The following is a 16,892-nucleotide window of genomic DNA, read 5'->3' on the forward strand; positions in this document are numbered from 1 at the left end:
TATTGAATAGGGACGTGGTAAATGTGTATCGTGGGTGATTGTAAGGGTCTCGCCATTGGCACAATTGATCATTGTGGTGGTGATGTCTCCATTTTTATAGTTGATCTTGGAGTTGGCATGGCCGGGTGACTGCTTGTTGACGTAGTCTGCCAGACCACGGGCTTTGGAAGAGAATGATACCAGGTTGGTTAACCTGTTTCCTCGGTTAATGTCTGCATAGTTCATTAAAGGGCCTAAACCGTGGGTTGGGTACAGGTCTCCGTCTACATCTATATTGTACTGGGTTCTCCATTGGGCTTCGCCGATAGATTTGTCGGGGCCAAATTCTACACCGTGACCGTAAAAATGTTTGCCATCATTAAAAAGTACTTCCCGCAGATCATGCTGGTAACCACCTTCCAGGTGCACCAATTCACCAAATAAGCCCTGACGCACCATATTTAGCATGGCCATTACATCTCTTCTGTAGCAAACATTCTCCAGGGTCATGTATTGCATGCCTGTGGCTTCTGAGGTGTTGACGATATCCCAATGGTCCTGAACGGTTAACCCTGCAATAACCTCGCAACCTACGTACTTGCCTGCTTTCATAGCATCTATTGCCTGATCTCTGTGGAACACCCAGGGTGTGGAGATGATGACTCCGTCTATGTCTTTTCTTTCCAGTAGTTTTTTGTAAGCGTCCAAACTTCCTGTGTATTCTTTGGGAAGCTTTTTACCTGCTTTTACAAACTGTTCGCGGCATAGTTTCAGCGAGCTTTCCTGTGTATCGCAGATGGCTACTATTTCTACGTCGTTTCTCTTCAGACCTTCGTCTATGTGTACTCTTCCTCTTAATCCTACGCCTATGTAGCCCAGTTTTACTATCGCTTTATCTTTGGCGAACATTAAGCCTGTTGGTAAAATAGTTAATCCTGCCGTTGTTAAGGTACTACTCTTTATAAATTTTCTCCGGTTCATCTAATTATAATTTAGTTCTTATTTTTTTAATCATAACTTCGGTTATTGTTTTCACATTGTATCTATCACCTCCTATAAGGTTGGTGGACGAGTTGATGTTATTTCATCAGCTCCTTTTTCAACTCTTCCATTCAATAAACGTGTACCGCCATCAATATCCAATTCTCCTGCACCAATAACAAAAGAGGGGTCTCCTGAATTGATAGCAGGAGATGTTGATGACAAATGAAGATCGGGGTTTGGCAATGAATTATTCACAAACAGCGGATTGTAGTAATTAGAATTTATATCTTTCCCTGTACCGCTTTTGAACGTAGCCAGGCTATAATAACCGGTTCCTCCAATTCCATCGAATGTTATGGTTCCGCTTGAACCTGAAAGCGTATAGTACATATTGTAATCCATAGTAAGATTAGTTGCACTATAACCTGAAAGAGCTATAATTACCACATTGCTTCTGGATTGTATGATATTGTTTTTTTGTGTAATATGATCTGCATGCTGGTAATGGATTTCTCCTCCATACAAACCATCCGAGCAGTTTTTAAAGAATGTATTATTGTTTACACTTGAATAATCTACTTTACTGCCACTGGCATTTGCGCCTACTACTATACCTGCCTTAATATTGTTATAAACAAAATTGTTCCTTACTGTAATATTGGATGATGTTTTAGATGTGTTTTCGCATCCTAAAGAGATGCCGCAGCCATTTCTGCTAAGTTTGTTTCTTTCTATGATTACATTAGCTGCACCATCGGAATAAATTCCGGCAGATACCGCGACCTGAGAAACACAGTTTGTTACCGTATTATTTCGGATTACACCATTGCGGACCTGATTTACTGCCGCAGGCGCTCCTGTCCAGGAATAATGCCCCGCCACATCAATCCCTATATTCGTATTATCGTGGATGTTATTGTTTTCTATGGTAAAATTATCTACATTACCATTCAATGTGAGGCACTCACTATACCCTGTTACACAATCGTATATTTCCAAGCCTCCTATATAAATATTATTGTAAGATGAAGCGCCACTGCCAACAATAACAAACGGATTTGCCTGATCAGTAGGTGACGGATAGGCCGTTTTACTGGTATGCCAGCCAATGTTGTATATTTTACAGCTGCCTATCGCTAAACTTGTACCTGAACCTAAAATATGTATCCCTTTTGCATAAGCTCTGTAATTATTCCTGATATTAAGACCAACAACTGTAAGGTAACTTTTATTGCTGATAAGAATCATGGCATCCTGAACAGATGGCAAAGATCCATCCAGATTTACTACCTCGCCGCTGTAATTGCTTAATGTTATATGAGCGCCAACAGTTCCCGAGTTAACCCAATTCAATCTTTCATAATAAGTGCCACCTCTTACGTAAATGGTTGAACCTGCAGCTGCTGTGTTTAACGCTTTTTGAATGGTTTTAAAGGGTGTTGCTAACGAAGTTCCCGTATTGCTGTCGTTACCAGTTGTGGCAACGTAATATATTGTTGACAATATTGAAGATTGCTCGTCTTTTTTTGATGCTCCGGTTAATTCCTGTTTATCCGAAGCTATTTCAGTTTTATTACAGGAAGTAAGCATACCTGCAAATACAAATAGTGCAACGGCAGAGGCTGTCTTTTTTAATAGTTTGAGTTTCATAACAGATTTTTTAATAGTTATTTTTAATATGTAGTTAAACTATGTTTTATTAACCATCCGCAAATACCCGAGATTTTCAATCCTGCCAAACAAACTCTGCATATCCTAAGGATTTATTTTTTAGTCATTAAACAAATTCTATATCTGCGGATTACAAATCACTAGCTGTGCGGCATGCCTTTCAGAACATACCAAACAGTAGATCTTATTGCCTATCTCACCAATTCAAACACCGGCAGCCTGTCTAATTGAACATTTTCCTCTATTATTTTAGGACCTTTAATAATCTTTCCCTCATCACTTCTCCATACACCTTTGGGGAATTGAATTTTTCTTTTATGATCTTTGGTAACAACAGGCGCCATCATATAGCGTTTCCCCAACATAAACTGGTCTTGTATTTCTGCCATTCCCTGATTTGGGAATTCATACTCCATAGTTCTGACAATGGGTTCTCCGCTTACAGCAGATGATTTTGCCAGTTCCATAATATAAGGAACATATTTTTCCCTCACAGCCACCATTTTTTTCACAGATGCCAGATTGGCTTCGCTTAAAATACGCCACGGAGCAACGGAGAACTGCATCATAGGCATTAAAGCCGAACATGCGGCAGAACGTACTACTAAATTTTCGTCTAAATTATCCCTTCCGATAAAAGACCCGTACTCGCCTCCTCCAATCATATCCGGGCAGGTAAACTGGTATCCCAACAACCCGGCAACTGTAATATGGGGAATTAATTTTTGAAGGTCTTCCCAGCTATGTTTTTTATCGCGTAATCGTTGTACAAGAGGCTCTCCACCCATTTTCCACATTGCCCGGTACTCGTTCAGAGCGTAATATTTTCCAAACTCTCCCCAAAGCCGACTATGCTCATTAGGTGTTGCGGGTTTAAAAGATATGGCATCTTTGGGATAAAAATCTGCATCTCCTGCATCCAATTTGAAACCGTCCAGATGATAGGTTTTCACCATGTATTCCAATCTGTCGTGAAACCATTTTTCTGCTTCGGGATTAGTAAAATCCATTACAGCACTATAGCCATTCCACCAATTGATTATGGCTATCTTTTCGGCTTCTGACCATGTTTTTTTATCTACCCCATCATATAAAAGGTATTTTTTTGACTGTAGCTCCCTGAAAACTTCTGTATCGGGAGAAATAAATGGACTGATCCACAGCATTACTTTAAAGCCCATTTGGTGCAAGGTATCTATCATACCAGCAGCGTCATTAAACCTATCCGCTCTGAAGTCAAACCGTCCGTAATAATCTGCCCAGTTATCATCAATCATAATCACGCCGGGAGGAAAACCATTGGCTATAATCGCTTTGGCATAAGTAATTATATCTTTTTGTTTTTGATTATAAATCAGCTCTATCCAGGTATTATATTGTGGGCTGGTAAATAACAATGTATCGGGCAATTTTCCTTTCGACGGAAAGAACCTTTTACTTGCATTCAAATAAGCTTCACGAAGATTTTTTCCTGATGAATCTATTACAACAGCCTCTCCTCTGTTCGATACAATTAATTGATTATTTCTGACAGTGAAACGGAACGGTTCTTCACTCCAGATAAATCTTCCTTTGGTTGAAACAAGCAAAGAAACAGCTTGATTGGTTCCGGTGTTTCCATAGAGGTCGAAATCGTAACCCTCTTTAAAAGGCATCAAATGGGCTTCGTTAACCACTCCGCCAAACCATTTCTCGTCTTTGGTTAAGGAAATAACCTTCTCTTGCGCAACTAAACTGAATATATTTCCTATGAACAACAGGATTAAGAATATAATCTTCATATTTTAGTTTACCGTAATTTTATAGTTCAGTTTATTATATCCTGTGGTTTCTTCCCATACGTTATTATTAGCTAAGCGAATACTGAATTCTGGTCTTGAAGCTATACTTTCATAAGCGTCAGGCAGGTTCAATAGTAATTCATATTCTCCTTTTGCCAAATCTGAAGGAATAGTTACAGCAGATTCCAATTTGACAGCCCCTGTATACCATTTTCTAATATCTGTATCAATAACTAACGTTGTTATTTCCTGTGTTCCTGTTTTACGTAAAAGTAATTGTACTGGCCTGGCGTTATAAGGTGAGGCATATCCTTTATTATTCAGGTTTATTGTGAATGCAAAATTATTACCTGCTGTTACAGCATCAGGAAATATGGCATTTTGCAGTACAAACCTGTAACCCAGATTTTTCTTGATATTGTCCATACAGCCTCCTGTTTGCCAAACATTGTTTACCTGATTATTATAATGCGCATTGATGTAGCTGTAGTGCATTTCGGCAAATGCAGCCTGTGCTCTTCCGGCAGGTTCGCAGTTATTATCTGGTGTAAACGGCCGACAAGTTTCTCCACCAACTACGACATATTTGCTGTCTTTACGCTTGTAATCTTTTAGGGCATCAACTACGGTAGAGCTTGAACTTCTGTTACTTGAACTGTTTCCGTAATCTTCATAAGTTCCTATATCATTAGGTCCCGACAGGAAGCAGTCGTTATGAAAACCTATCCTTGATTTCTCATTTTCTAAAAAGGCTTCTGCATCTGTCATTGGCGCAGCTGTGACAAGGGCATTAACGCCATATACATAGCGTTGTTTTTGTTGCGGATACCTTACCTGTACCATTCTACTTTTAGGTACGGCATCTAACAATGCGGCAAGCACTTCTGCCCTATCCTGCCAATTAGCGTCGGTAAGTTTCCCCTGTCCTCCGCTAGAAGACGGGTCCCCGAAATAATCTGTATAGTATTGTTCTCCCCAGATACCTATAAAACCAATCTGCACACAGGCTATTACATCTGCGTTGTTATGCAGAACAGGCTTTAAATCTGATATATGCTGTAATATATGTTCTTTTGATGTATCGCCATAGGGTGGACAAATACCATCTGAACAACCACCCGAACTTGAGGAGGTTATTGTATAAACAAACCTGGGAATTAATTTAACCCCGGCAGTTCTTGCTGCTGCCATATCTTCGTTTATCTTATCTAAAGTACCTTGAGGTATGGCCGTGGTTTTCACATTGTCAAGCACATAATACCTGAATACCAATGTACTGTACACGCGATAATTGGCATTGGATATACTTTGTAAAAGGCGATATCCTTTTAAAGTATTTATATCTAAGACAGTAAAACTACTAGTTCTCGTCTCCGAATAGCGGTAAAATCCCCGTTCTGGATTTGGAAAATCTGCCGTACTCTCTGTATAGGTAACCGTAGGTTTTGGTCCCGGATCTGGTGCCGGGTCAGCGCCACCTTTTTTCTTACAGCTCATCAGGGTCGGAACCAACATTAATGCACATAGAGATAATTTTTTGAATGGTCTCATAAGGAATGTATTAAATAATTAGAGTTTAAAAAATATTTTCTTTTGATAAAGCCAGTAACATAAATACCACTCGGCTAAAAGGGCTACAATCGCAGACATTACAGACATAATCTGGTCTGAAAGTTCTGTTAAGCCTAAAAACCCTTTGACGAAAATTGCCACAAAATCATTGAACCATTGCATACCAACAGTATTAAAGAACAGGTAAATAAAAATGGCATTCATACCAACTACTGTAAATATCCATGCGTACTTCGATTGCTTTTTCACATCATTTATCCAGAATAAAAAGGCCATAATTAATAATACCCAACCTCCGGATACTAAAACAAATGAACTGGTACTTATCCGTTTTATAATCGGGGTAACATTGCTCAGGTCTAAAGCATAACCAGCTATCAAAGCGATGATTCCGTAAACAATAAGGTAATTTACTTTTTGTCTGTTGGTACGTGATGAAATCAGCAGTTTCCCTGCTACAACACCCCATATTGTGTGCGCTGCCGTAGGGATAAAATTAATTGCTACCCATCCATCGGAATTGATTTTCCCCATTAAAACGGTGTCCATATAAGCACCGAAATTATGGTGTTCTATAAAAGGCTGGTCGAAACCAGGTATCTGGATAAAACGGTACATCAGTTCGGTAAGCAATAACAGAAACAGGGAAAAAACTATCTGCCATGTTCCCGATTTACGGATAATCAGCCAGGCAATAATAGTGGTAACGGAAAGCTGGGTAAGTACATTCCATAATTCCCAAACCAACTTGCCCGCATACACACAATGTAAAGCAGTTCCAAACAAAAACAGCCTGAAACTGCGTACAAGTATATGGTTAAAGTTACTTTCCCAGCTGATTCCCTTTTTAGATTTTCCATGCCACGAAATATAGAGCGCAGAACCTGCCATCAGCATAAATGCCGGCTGCACCAAATCCCAGAAACGCAGACCACGCCAGGGATGATGGAAAAATTGCTTAACAAGATTGCCTGCAAATGAATCATCAGCGGTAATATTACTTAATGATTCATAAAGCATACAGCTTTCTGCAGCAAGCAGAATCATGATAAGCCCACGCATAACATCCAGCGAGAGTAAACGCTGCTTTACAAACTCTATATTTAACGGCTCGTTTTTCATGGTTATTCAGCTATGGATATTTTTTGAGTTAACAAGCCTTCGGTGGTGCTTAAGGTGGCTACATATATTCCCGGTTTTGCAGACAATGGCACTCTTATTACCTGATTACCGGAAACTAACTGTACATCACTGTCTGCTAATACTTTTCCGTTTATATCAGACAGTACAAACTTTGAAGCTTTATTTTTATCTGCATAAACACTGAGTTCCAAAGCATTCTGTCCCGATATTTTATATACGCTAAACTGTGCTTTTTTGAGTTTGGATTTTACTTCCACTACTCCCAAAGGAGTTCCTGTTCCGTTTAAATCAACTTGTTTTAATTTGTAATAAACACTTCCGCTTGAAATGCCGTGATCTGTATAGTTATAAAAAAGCTGGGAGTTTGAATTTACCGCTCCGTCTACAGTGACTATTTTATCAAACGAAACTCCATCTACAGATTTATATAATTCAAAATGGGAATTATTCTGCTCTGAATAAGTTGACCAATTCAGTATAATTCCATTTTCTGCGAACGTAGCGGAAAAAGAAGCGAGTGTTACAGGCAAAGTTGTTATACCTGTTGTGTTAATTTGCAGGTATTTAGCATTTTCACCCGTTGCCGGAACCGAACCAGTAACAGGGTTAGTAGTATCATAAATAACTACATTGATCACTGTCCCTAAAGTACCCAGATACGATTTGGTAATAGAAAACTCAAAGTACTTTTTCTCTCCCGATTCTACAACTGCCGATCTTGCATGTACATCGGCATTTGTAAGAGGTTGTATCTCGGTAAAACCGTCCCAATCATCAGCAGGATTTCCCGAATGCTGTGCCAAACTTCCCCACCATGGTGCATTTCCTTCTATTTTGTAATCTGACCCGGCTCCTGCACCATATTGCCATGAATTATTATATCCTGTTGCAGGATTATTATCTGTATCAAGATGCACCAATAAAGTACCAAAATCCATTTCTGTGGTACCTTCTACCATAAAATACAAATGTGTTGCTGTACCAAATGTCTTTAATGCTTCTAAACGGCCTCCCGTACCTTCTGCATTGATATGAGCATATGGAACCGCATCCCAATCAGAAAAATTTCCGTCTATGGTTATTATTTGCGCTTTAACACTGATTGTAAAGCAAAGCCCTAAAAGACTAAAAATTAATGTAAGTTTTCTTTTCATGATTTATAATTTTAAGTGATTAATTATATCACTATGAGATATAATTTCTTATTTATCAATTACTTCAAATTCTTTTTGTTTAGAGAATTGAAACAATACTGTTGCAGGAGGATGTCAGAAAAATTTATTTTCCGGACATCCTCTCTCTATCAACAGAAATCAAACAATAAACTAATAAAAATCAGCTGTGCTCTTTTCTATTTAATTTTTTATAGTGGATATATACCGTACTTAGCCTGCGGAAATTGATTTGCTGGTATTGCTCCTATCTGGGTATATGTTACCGAACTTTCTAAAATGGAATAATTAAAGTAGCCCTCTAAATTTCCGAAAAACTCTCTTTTAATAGAAAACTCTATAACTTTTTTATCTCCAACAGTTTTCACTTCCGAATAGGCTATAACTTCTGTAAAAGATGCTATATCGTCCGAAAAACCGCCCCATCCATCGGCAGGGTTGCCTGAATGCTGCTGAAAACCACCCCAACCGTCTGTTATACTGCCTTCCAGTTTATAATCTGAACCGGAACCTGCGGGATATTGCCATGCAGGATAACCAGTTGCAGGATTCTTGTCTGTATCAAAATGAATCTGCAACCTGGCCAGTGTCATTTCCTCAGTACCTTCTACCAGGAAATTCAGGTGAGTACTTGTTGCAAATGTTTTTAACGCCAATAAGGTTCCGCCCGAAGTACCTTCATTAATATGGGTATATTCTACATGTTCCCAGTCTGTAAAATCTCCGTTTATTTTAATATTGGGACCTTTAATGGTTACGGTATCTGTAAAGGTGCTTACTATATCTCCCTTTTTTGCTGTTAGAGTCACCAAGTAATTTCCCTTTGCTCCATATATATACTGGGGAGATCTTCTGGTTGATGTTGTTCCGCTACCATCGCCAAAATCCCACAAATACTCTGTGGCATCGCTGGAAAAATTGGTAAAGTTTACTACAAACCCATCTCTTACATAGCTAAATACCGCTTTTGTACCTTCTTCACCATCTTCCTTTTTACAGGAAACTATCAGCAGCATTATCATGGTAATACCTGCTAACTGAATTATATTTCTTTTCATATATAATTTATTTGTACTACCTTATTTCAATTATAAAATGGGTTCTGAATAAACATTCCTTTCCCTTCTGTTATCTTGGTTCTGGAGAACGGAAAAACCTGCTTATAAGGAGCCGTATATGGTGATTGCCTTACCTCTAGGCAACGGGAAACAAATTTATCATGCCTGATTAAATCTGCTCTGTACTGTCCGTTTTCGCACCAGAACTCATGGCTTCTTTCTGTCAGCAACATGTCGTTAAATGCAGTAAGATTCTGATAGTCTAAGAGTTTAACATCTTCCAATCCCGCCCTGTTTCTTATCCTGTTAACAAGGTTTATTGTCTCCTGAGTTGGCACTCCTCCTCCATTGGCTAATGCTTCTGCTTTGGAAAGCAGCACATCTGCATAACGGTACATAATGATATCTACGGTTGAATAGCTTGTTGTCCTTGCTGCATCTTCGTGGATTTTTAAAGGTAACGGTCCATAATTAAGAAATGAGCCCGGATTAGCCCGGTTATATGTTCTGCCCTCCACATCTGTAAATTCTGCAATCAACATAGTTCTTCTTTTGTCTATGGCTTCAAAAGTGTCGTAAAACCACCAGGTACTTTGTACAGTTCCCCATCCTCCTTTTGGTGCATATCCTCCCGGTAAAACCATTAACTGCCATTGATTTTGACTGGTTCCTTCGTAATCACAGGGAATTGACCAGATAATTTCTCTGTTAATTAGCCCATTATAGTTATTTTTTGCACCATCCAGACTCCACAAGCCTACATAATCATCTGCCAGTCCATAATAATTGTAATTAATAATATCATCTGCCAGCTCTACCACTTTGTCCCATCTTTTTTCGTGAAGGTTCAGTCTTATCAATAGCATCTTTGCCAATGCTTTGTTAAACCTGCCGTAATCTGCATCTGCGGGATGTGGTAAATCTTCAGTAGCAGCTAATAAATCTGCTTCTATAAAATTTACCATCTCATCATAAGGCATTCTTGCTAAAGGAGCTTCTACTAATGGGTTCTTTAACACCTCCAAAGGTGCTATTACAATAGGCCCGTAAAGGTCAAATAAAGTATAGGCAAGTAACCCTCTGGCACAGCGTACTTCTGCAATGGCTTTCTTTTTCAGTTCTTCACTCACCGTAGATTCTTCTATCAGGTATATAGTCATCGTCATACGGCTTATCTTGTTATAAAACCTATCGTAAAAACCAGTAATACCTCCATCATCAGGCTGGTAGCTATGTAGTGTTGCCTGTTGTTTCTCATCGTACCAACCGGTTAGTATCTCTGTGGTACAATCGCTTATCATCTGTACTCCTCTTTCTGAAGTTGAAAACATACCATCCCACCACGATCCTCTTATAGGATAATAAGCAGAATTTACCATTGCTTCAATATCTTCCGCTGTTTTCGGAAAAATTGCCGGATTTATATCTCCATAATCAATAGATACCAAATCTTTGGTACAACCGCCCAGCAACCATACAAACGATACAATCAATAATTTAATCTTTTTCATATTTCTGTTTTTTAGACGCTATCTAATTAAAATGTAAAATTCAACCCTGCGGTAAATGTCCTGATGTTTGGATACGCAGCTGTATAAGAGTCCGTTTCAGGGTCAATTCCTGTATATGGGGTAATCACAAAAATATTATGCGCCGCTACATTTACGCGGGCAGACGAGAATACATTTTTAGCCCATTTAGTAGGCAGTTCGTACCCTAATGAAATATTCTGCAACCTGATAAACCATGCTTTCTGCAAAAAGAAATCTCCGGTTCCATAATCAGAATAATTGGTTATAGTACCGGGATTGGTAGTTGAAGGATTTGTAGGTGTCCATCTGTCTTTTACTGATCTTAAAGCATTATAACCACGTTCTGCAACACCCCATGCGCTATAACCGTAATTAACATAATTAGGGTCTGCCATTCTTCTGCCCAGCAATCCGTTGAAATCAAAATTCAGGCTGAATTTTTTATAAGTAATGATATTGGTTAAACCTACCATATACCCAGGGTCTGATGATCCCAGTAATACATAGTCCGCTTCGTCAATAATTCCGTCCGGCTGTCCTGTTCTTAAAAACCTTCCATTTTCATCTACTACCGGATTACCAAACTCGTCTCTTACCAAGCCGTTTATATCTCTTATTTTTATCTGACTGGGCAATAATAATTTAGTAGGATCTGACTGAGCGTCAGGAACTTTTTCTCCCATTTGTAGTATTCCATCAGAAAGCTGATAAAACATTGCCCTTATTGGGTCATTGGTTTTTTCATAAACAGAAGGTTTCCAATCCGGTGCTCTTTCTAACCAGGTATCTCTGTATAATGAAAAATTAGCAATGGTTTTCCATTGAAAATCTTTACGCTGTACATTACGGGTACTGATGCTTACTTCTATTCCCCTGCTTCTTGTTTTTCCTACATTTGACCAAACAGAATCTACTTCATGGTAAGAATTTAGCGGCTTCCTCTGTAATAAATCTGAGATAACATTATTGAACAATTCTACCGACCCTTCTACTTTACCATTAAATAAAGAATAATCCAAACCTAAGTTAGCTCCTGTGGTAGTTTCCCATTTTAAGTCGGGATTTTCTAATCTTGACAGAGATACAGCCATCATCCTTTGGTCTTCTTTAGACAGCCAGCCGGCATAAGACTCGTAAGCAGCAAATGCGTTATTTCCAATAGCAGCGTTGCCCGTTTGCCCATAACTGAACCTGAGTTTCATTTGAGAAACCGTACTCTTTATATTCTGAAAGAAAGGCTCTTCTGCCATATTCCATGCTAAAGCCGCAGATGGAAAAGTTGCCCATTTATTGTTTCTGGCAAATACGCTGGCTCCGTCTGTACGTATGGTAAAGGTAAACAGGTACCTGCTTTTGTAATTATAATTTAAACGGCTGAAATAAGATGCCATCATATTCTCTGAACCATAAGAGCTTGAAGCCGGCTGCATGCTTCCCGCCCCCAGATTATTCCACAGAAAAGCATCTGTAACGAAGCCCGATGCGGTACTCACATTAGTGCGTTCATAAAACTTCTGTTGAGAGGCTCCGCCCAGCACATCAAATTTATGCCCGTCTCCAAATGTTTTTGTATAGTTTACCGTTCCTTCTAACAGATAATCGTCTCTGTCAAAATTACTGATAGAGGCACTTCCATTCTCTAACGCTCCATGTATGGTTGTTCTCGGAAGGTACATCAATCTCTTGGTTATTCCCCTGTCAAGCCCTGCTTTTAACCTTATTGTAAGGTCTTTTACAGGTGTAATGTCAGCAAAGGTGTTCAGCAGCAAACGTTCTATTCTCCCTTTATCAGAAATAGTGAGTACCGATGCCGGATTAGGTTGCAGAGGTGCCTGCGGGTTACTTGTATAATTACCGTCCTCATCCATTACAGGAAATTGAGGCCCCATCTGGAGAGCCATTCTGATAATCCCCGATTTTTCATGCTCCAAACCTCCCAACTGGGTATTATCATTATCTATGCGGCTACTGGTAAGGTTAAGCCCTACTTTTACATATTTGCTTACTTCCTGGTCAATATTCGCCCGCATAGAATATCTTTTGAAAGCTGAATTTTTTACGATACCATTTTGGTCATAAAAATTCCCTGATATCAAATATCTTGTAGCCTTGTTTCCGCCGGATATAGACAGGTTATGCTGCTGTGTGCTTCCGTTACGCATTACCTGATCAAACCAGTTTGTTCCCTTTCCTACATTATTAATTGCATTCTGGGTAAATTGCTTCTCATAAGCGGTTATTTCGTTATTATCTATTTTTGCCTGTATCTGCTCTAATGTGTTGCTTCCATAAGGATAAACTCCATTCTCCCTCAGCCATAGTTCATAACCTCCTTCATTACTTACCTGCATCCATTCGCTTAAAGAAAGCATATCGAAAGAATTGTCATACCGTTGCCATGAAAAGTTTGTGGAATAATTTACTGTCGCCTTACCTTCTTTACCTCTTTTGGTAGTAATCAGGATAACTCCGTTTGCCGCTCTCGCACCATAAATAGAAGTTGCACTGGCATCTTTCAACACTTCAATAGATTCTATATCGTTGGGGTTAAAAGAATTCAGGATACTTTGTGTTCCTCCATCATAATGGTTCCGGCTATGGGGTTCCGGCTGTTGCAAATCTGAGATTGGAAACCCGTCTACTACAAATAACGGGGCGTTACTGGCGTTATAAGATCCATTTCCACGAACAGATATATTAATTCCTCCTCCCGGTTGGGCGCTGTTCTGTTGAATTGTAACACCTGCCACTTTACCTTTCAACATGTTACCAACTTCGGGTCCCTGAGACATCACAATATCCTCTGCCTTTACAGATGATACTGCTCCAGTAAGATCTCTTCTGGTTTGAGTTCCATAGCCTATAACAACAAGTTCATCTAGGGTTTGGCTATCTTCTACCAAAGCTGCTATTATCTGATTACGTCCATTTACAACTATTTCCTGTGTTACAAAACCGGTATAAGAAATAACCAGCATTGATTGATCATTTACGGATTTTAAGGAGAAATTACCATTAATATCAGCTACAACCCCCATTGCTGTACCTTTTACTTTCACTGTTGCTCCTGGAAGAGGCTCTCCTTTTCCGTCAGTAACTTTTCCTTTCACTTCTGAAAGTGGCTGCAATACTACTTTAGTTGACAATTTTTCTTTAATTATGGGCTTTATTAGTATCGTATTTTCTAAAACTTCCCAAGTAAAAGCTTGCCCCTCGAAGGTTTTTCTTAAAGTTTCTTCTACTGATGCCTTCTTTACACTTAAGCTTACTGGTGTCGCTCTCTGCAGGAACTCCGCATCATAGAAGAAAGCATAGCCACTTTGTTTACGTATTTCTTTAATCACGTTTTCTAAAGAGACATTTTTTACCGATAGACTTATTTGCTGAGAATAAACTGCTGCCTTTATTTGTAAACAGGCAAAGAGCGTCAATAATACAGTAAGCTTCATAGCCAATAAAATTTTCGACAAAGTTCTTTGGGGATATAGATGTTTATAATTGGCACAATACATCCCATTGTCATGAATATTATTATTCATACATTTGTATAAGTTAAGGTTAGTAAATTGATTAATTACTTTAGTCGGTATTATTCCAAAAACAAAAGCCTTAATTACATTGGTGTTACCGCACCTTTGTTCTTAAAACCCCTCCTTTACCACAAGGGCGGGTTTTTGCTTTTACTCTACTGGCATATAATCATTTAAGCATCGAAACCCTCCTTTCTTCTACTTTAAATTTCAATCCACTTGTTTTTTCCATCATGGTAAGTACCTGTGACAATTTAACATTCCTTGAAAGTATTCCATTAAATCTTTTTTGTGGCATATTCTCTATATCTGCTTCAATGTCATACCAACGAGAGAGTTGTTTCATTATCGTTTTCAAATCGGTATTATTAAAATAGAACATACCGTTCTTCCAAGCCGTGACTTCCTCTACATCTACTTCTGTTAAAGAAATATTTCCTGCTGCTGCAACCTGAGATTGTTGACCTGGTTTAAGGATTTTAAAAGCCCCTGTTTTAGCCGAAAGTATCTTTACAACCCCTTCTAATAATGTTGTTTTTACATTTTCTTCATTAGCATATGCATTTACATTGAAATGTGTGCCCAATACTTCTATTTTCTGAGATGCGGTTTTAACAATAAATGGCATCCGTTGTTGCTTTCCATTTTTATTCAAATAAGTATTCGCAACTTCAAAATATGCTTCTCCTTTAAGTTCAACCACCCTACTACTCCCTGTAAAATATGTCGGAAATTTAAGAGAACTTGATGCATTGAGCCATACTTTTGTTCCATCTGGAAGAACCAATTGATATTCTCCCCCTCGTGGTATGTTAATAGTATTATATAAACTTTTTTCGACCTGTGCTACTTTACTGTTTATATTATACACGATTTCCCCACTTGGCAACTTGCTAATGGCCACACCTCCCTGATCTGCCAATGTTCCACTAACTGAGCCCTCTAAATTCAACTCAGAACCATCACTTAATATCAAAATAGCTTTATTATTTCCCGGATCTATATTTTCCCCCAATCGTTCATTATAATTCATTGCCACCGGGTCGTTTATTTTATCTTTCTTTAAATACCACCAGCCAGCTACAGCAATAATAGTTATCGAAGCTGCCACCTTCATATAAGTCGCCAACCGTATCTTGTGTTTCTTTATATAAATATGACTATTGATTCGTGAGAAAAGCTCTTTCCCAACCTGCTCCATATCGTCCTGATATTTATTTTTCCACGTCTCTTTCTGTAGCTTTGTATAATAATAATTATATAACGCTACCTCTTTTTCTGTGGCCGTTCCGTTACTAATTTTTTCGGTTAATTGCTGAAATTCGTTCTTTTCCATTTCGCTGCTTCTATATGTATGGCACTTCTAAAGGATGTACCCCCTAAAGAGAATGTATTTTTTTGAGTAATGAAAGTCTCAATCAGAGTTTCTCAGATAAATAACCTATTTAATTAAACAAACAAGCCCCTTCGCATGAACATAAATAAGTTCATTTACTCATTATTAAGAAAGGATAATAAAAATCTGTAAGTTCCTGGGATGTTGGCGGTATATGTTAATATTTAATACGTCTCTCCTCATTAATCGTCAATGTGGAAAAACCCTTCACAAAAACAACAGAAGAAATGAAGATATTCTGGTCAACGAAGATCTCATTTTTTTTATCGCTATCGTCATTTGGTTTTCTACTGTTTTTACAGATATCCCTAAACGTTCCGCAATTTCTTTATTACTTAAATGTTCCTGACGGCTCAACAGAAAGACTTTCCGGCATTTTTCAGGTAGTTGATTGGTAAAATGATTAATCATAGCCATTAATTCTTTGACCTCTAAACTATCTTGTGCCAATTCATAAGGTTCTTCTGTCTGTTTCAGCTTCTCAAAAAAAGAATCTCTTACTTTTCCACTTCTGATAAAATTGGCTACTTTAAACTTTACAGCAACCATCAAATATGGCTTAAGAGAAGCTATATCCAATTGATTACGATGCTCCCACAACCAAATAAAAAGCTCTTGCACAATATCCATACATGGCTCTCTATCACGGAGTACATTATAGGCAGACATGAACATAACATTCCAATATCGATTATAGATTTCATTAAAAGCATCCGTGTTATTTTCACTTAGCTTTATTAGTAATTCGTCATCTGGAAGTATTTTATAATTGATTTTCAAGTTTCACAAAATAAAAAACAATATACAATTGTTATATATATAATAATAAAGTTTATATCATTAATTTATCCTCGTATCCGTAAGTAATACATTATCCATCAATTTTAATCAAAAATCCAATATCATCTCTCCAAAAACTAAAAATCACGAGCTAAAAAGAAAAGTCACTCTTTCAAGTGACTTTTCAACTTTAACCAAACGTATATTTAATCTACAATCCTGAATCGTCCAGGGCGAAGGTATTCTTTCGGGTCTTCCATTTTCCTCTGGTGAAATCTGGAATGTCCTGACTGG

At 38.3% G+C, this 16,892-nt stretch carries 11 protein-coding genes; all 11 read right to left on the bottom strand.

Annotation, left to right across the window (positions count from 1 at the left end; translation table 11 throughout):
* Window positions 1-960, bottom strand: a 960-nt coding sequence (locus ACFSAH_RS07780; protein ID WP_379662151.1) for a Gfo/Idh/MocA family protein, incomplete at its 3' end; no start/stop codon positions are given.
* A 72-nt stretch (window positions 961-1,032) separates the two neighbouring features.
* Window positions 1,033-2,613 carry a right-handed parallel beta-helix repeat-containing protein gene (locus ACFSAH_RS07785; RefSeq protein WP_379662152.1) on the bottom strand — a complete coding sequence of 527 codons (1,581 nt, stop codon included), beginning with the start codon at window positions 2,611-2,613 and terminating at the stop codon, window positions 1,033-1,035.
* A gap of 212 nt (window positions 2,614-2,825) precedes the next feature.
* Window positions 2,826-4,415 carry a glycoside hydrolase family 31 protein gene (locus ACFSAH_RS07790; protein ID WP_379662153.1) on the bottom strand — a complete coding sequence of 530 codons (1,590 nt, stop codon included), beginning with the start codon at window positions 4,413-4,415 and terminating at the stop codon, window positions 2,826-2,828.
* Window positions 4,416-4,418: 3 nt separating this feature from the next.
* Complete coding sequence (locus ACFSAH_RS07795; protein ID WP_379662154.1) at window positions 4,419-5,966, bottom strand: DUF4832 domain-containing protein; 1,548 nt, start codon at window positions 5,964-5,966, stop codon at window positions 4,419-4,421.
* Between the two features lie 18 nt (window positions 5,967-5,984).
* Complete coding sequence (locus ACFSAH_RS07800; RefSeq protein ID WP_379662155.1) at window positions 5,985-7,109, bottom strand: acyltransferase family protein; 1,125 nt, start codon at window positions 7,107-7,109, stop codon at window positions 5,985-5,987.
* Between the two features lie 2 nt (window positions 7,110-7,111).
* Entirely contained in the window at window positions 7,112-8,284 is a 1,173-nt protein-coding gene (locus ACFSAH_RS07805) for a T9SS type A sorting domain-containing protein (RefSeq protein ID WP_379662156.1), read from the bottom strand.
* A gap of 209 nt (window positions 8,285-8,493) precedes the next feature.
* Window positions 8,494-9,360, bottom strand: coding sequence for a PKD domain-containing protein (locus ACFSAH_RS07810; RefSeq protein ID WP_379662157.1), 867 nt, complete (start codon window positions 9,358-9,360; stop codon window positions 8,494-8,496).
* Between the two features lie 26 nt (window positions 9,361-9,386).
* A complete protein-coding gene (locus tag ACFSAH_RS07815; protein WP_379662158.1) occupies window positions 9,387-10,871 on the bottom strand; it encodes a RagB/SusD family nutrient uptake outer membrane protein in 1,485 nt (494 codons plus the stop codon).
* Between the two features lie 26 nt (window positions 10,872-10,897).
* Window positions 10,898-14,431, bottom strand: a complete 3,534-nt coding sequence (locus ACFSAH_RS07820) for a TonB-dependent receptor (RefSeq protein ID WP_379662159.1) — start codon at window positions 14,429-14,431, stop codon at window positions 10,898-10,900.
* Between the two features lie 160 nt (window positions 14,432-14,591).
* A complete protein-coding gene (locus ACFSAH_RS07825) occupies window positions 14,592-15,758 on the bottom strand; it encodes a FecR family protein (RefSeq protein ID WP_379662160.1) in 1,167 nt (388 codons plus the stop codon).
* Window positions 15,759-16,025: 267 nt separating this feature from the next.
* Complete coding sequence (locus tag ACFSAH_RS07830; protein ID WP_379662161.1) at window positions 16,026-16,598, bottom strand: RNA polymerase sigma-70 factor; 573 nt, start codon at window positions 16,596-16,598, stop codon at window positions 16,026-16,028.
* Window positions 16,599-16,892 lie beyond the last annotated feature (294 nt).

The sequence above is a fragment of the Pseudopedobacter beijingensis genome (assembly GCF_042678145.1).
Lineage (GTDB): Bacteria > Bacteroidota > Bacteroidia > Sphingobacteriales > Sphingobacteriaceae > Pseudopedobacter > Pseudopedobacter beijingensis.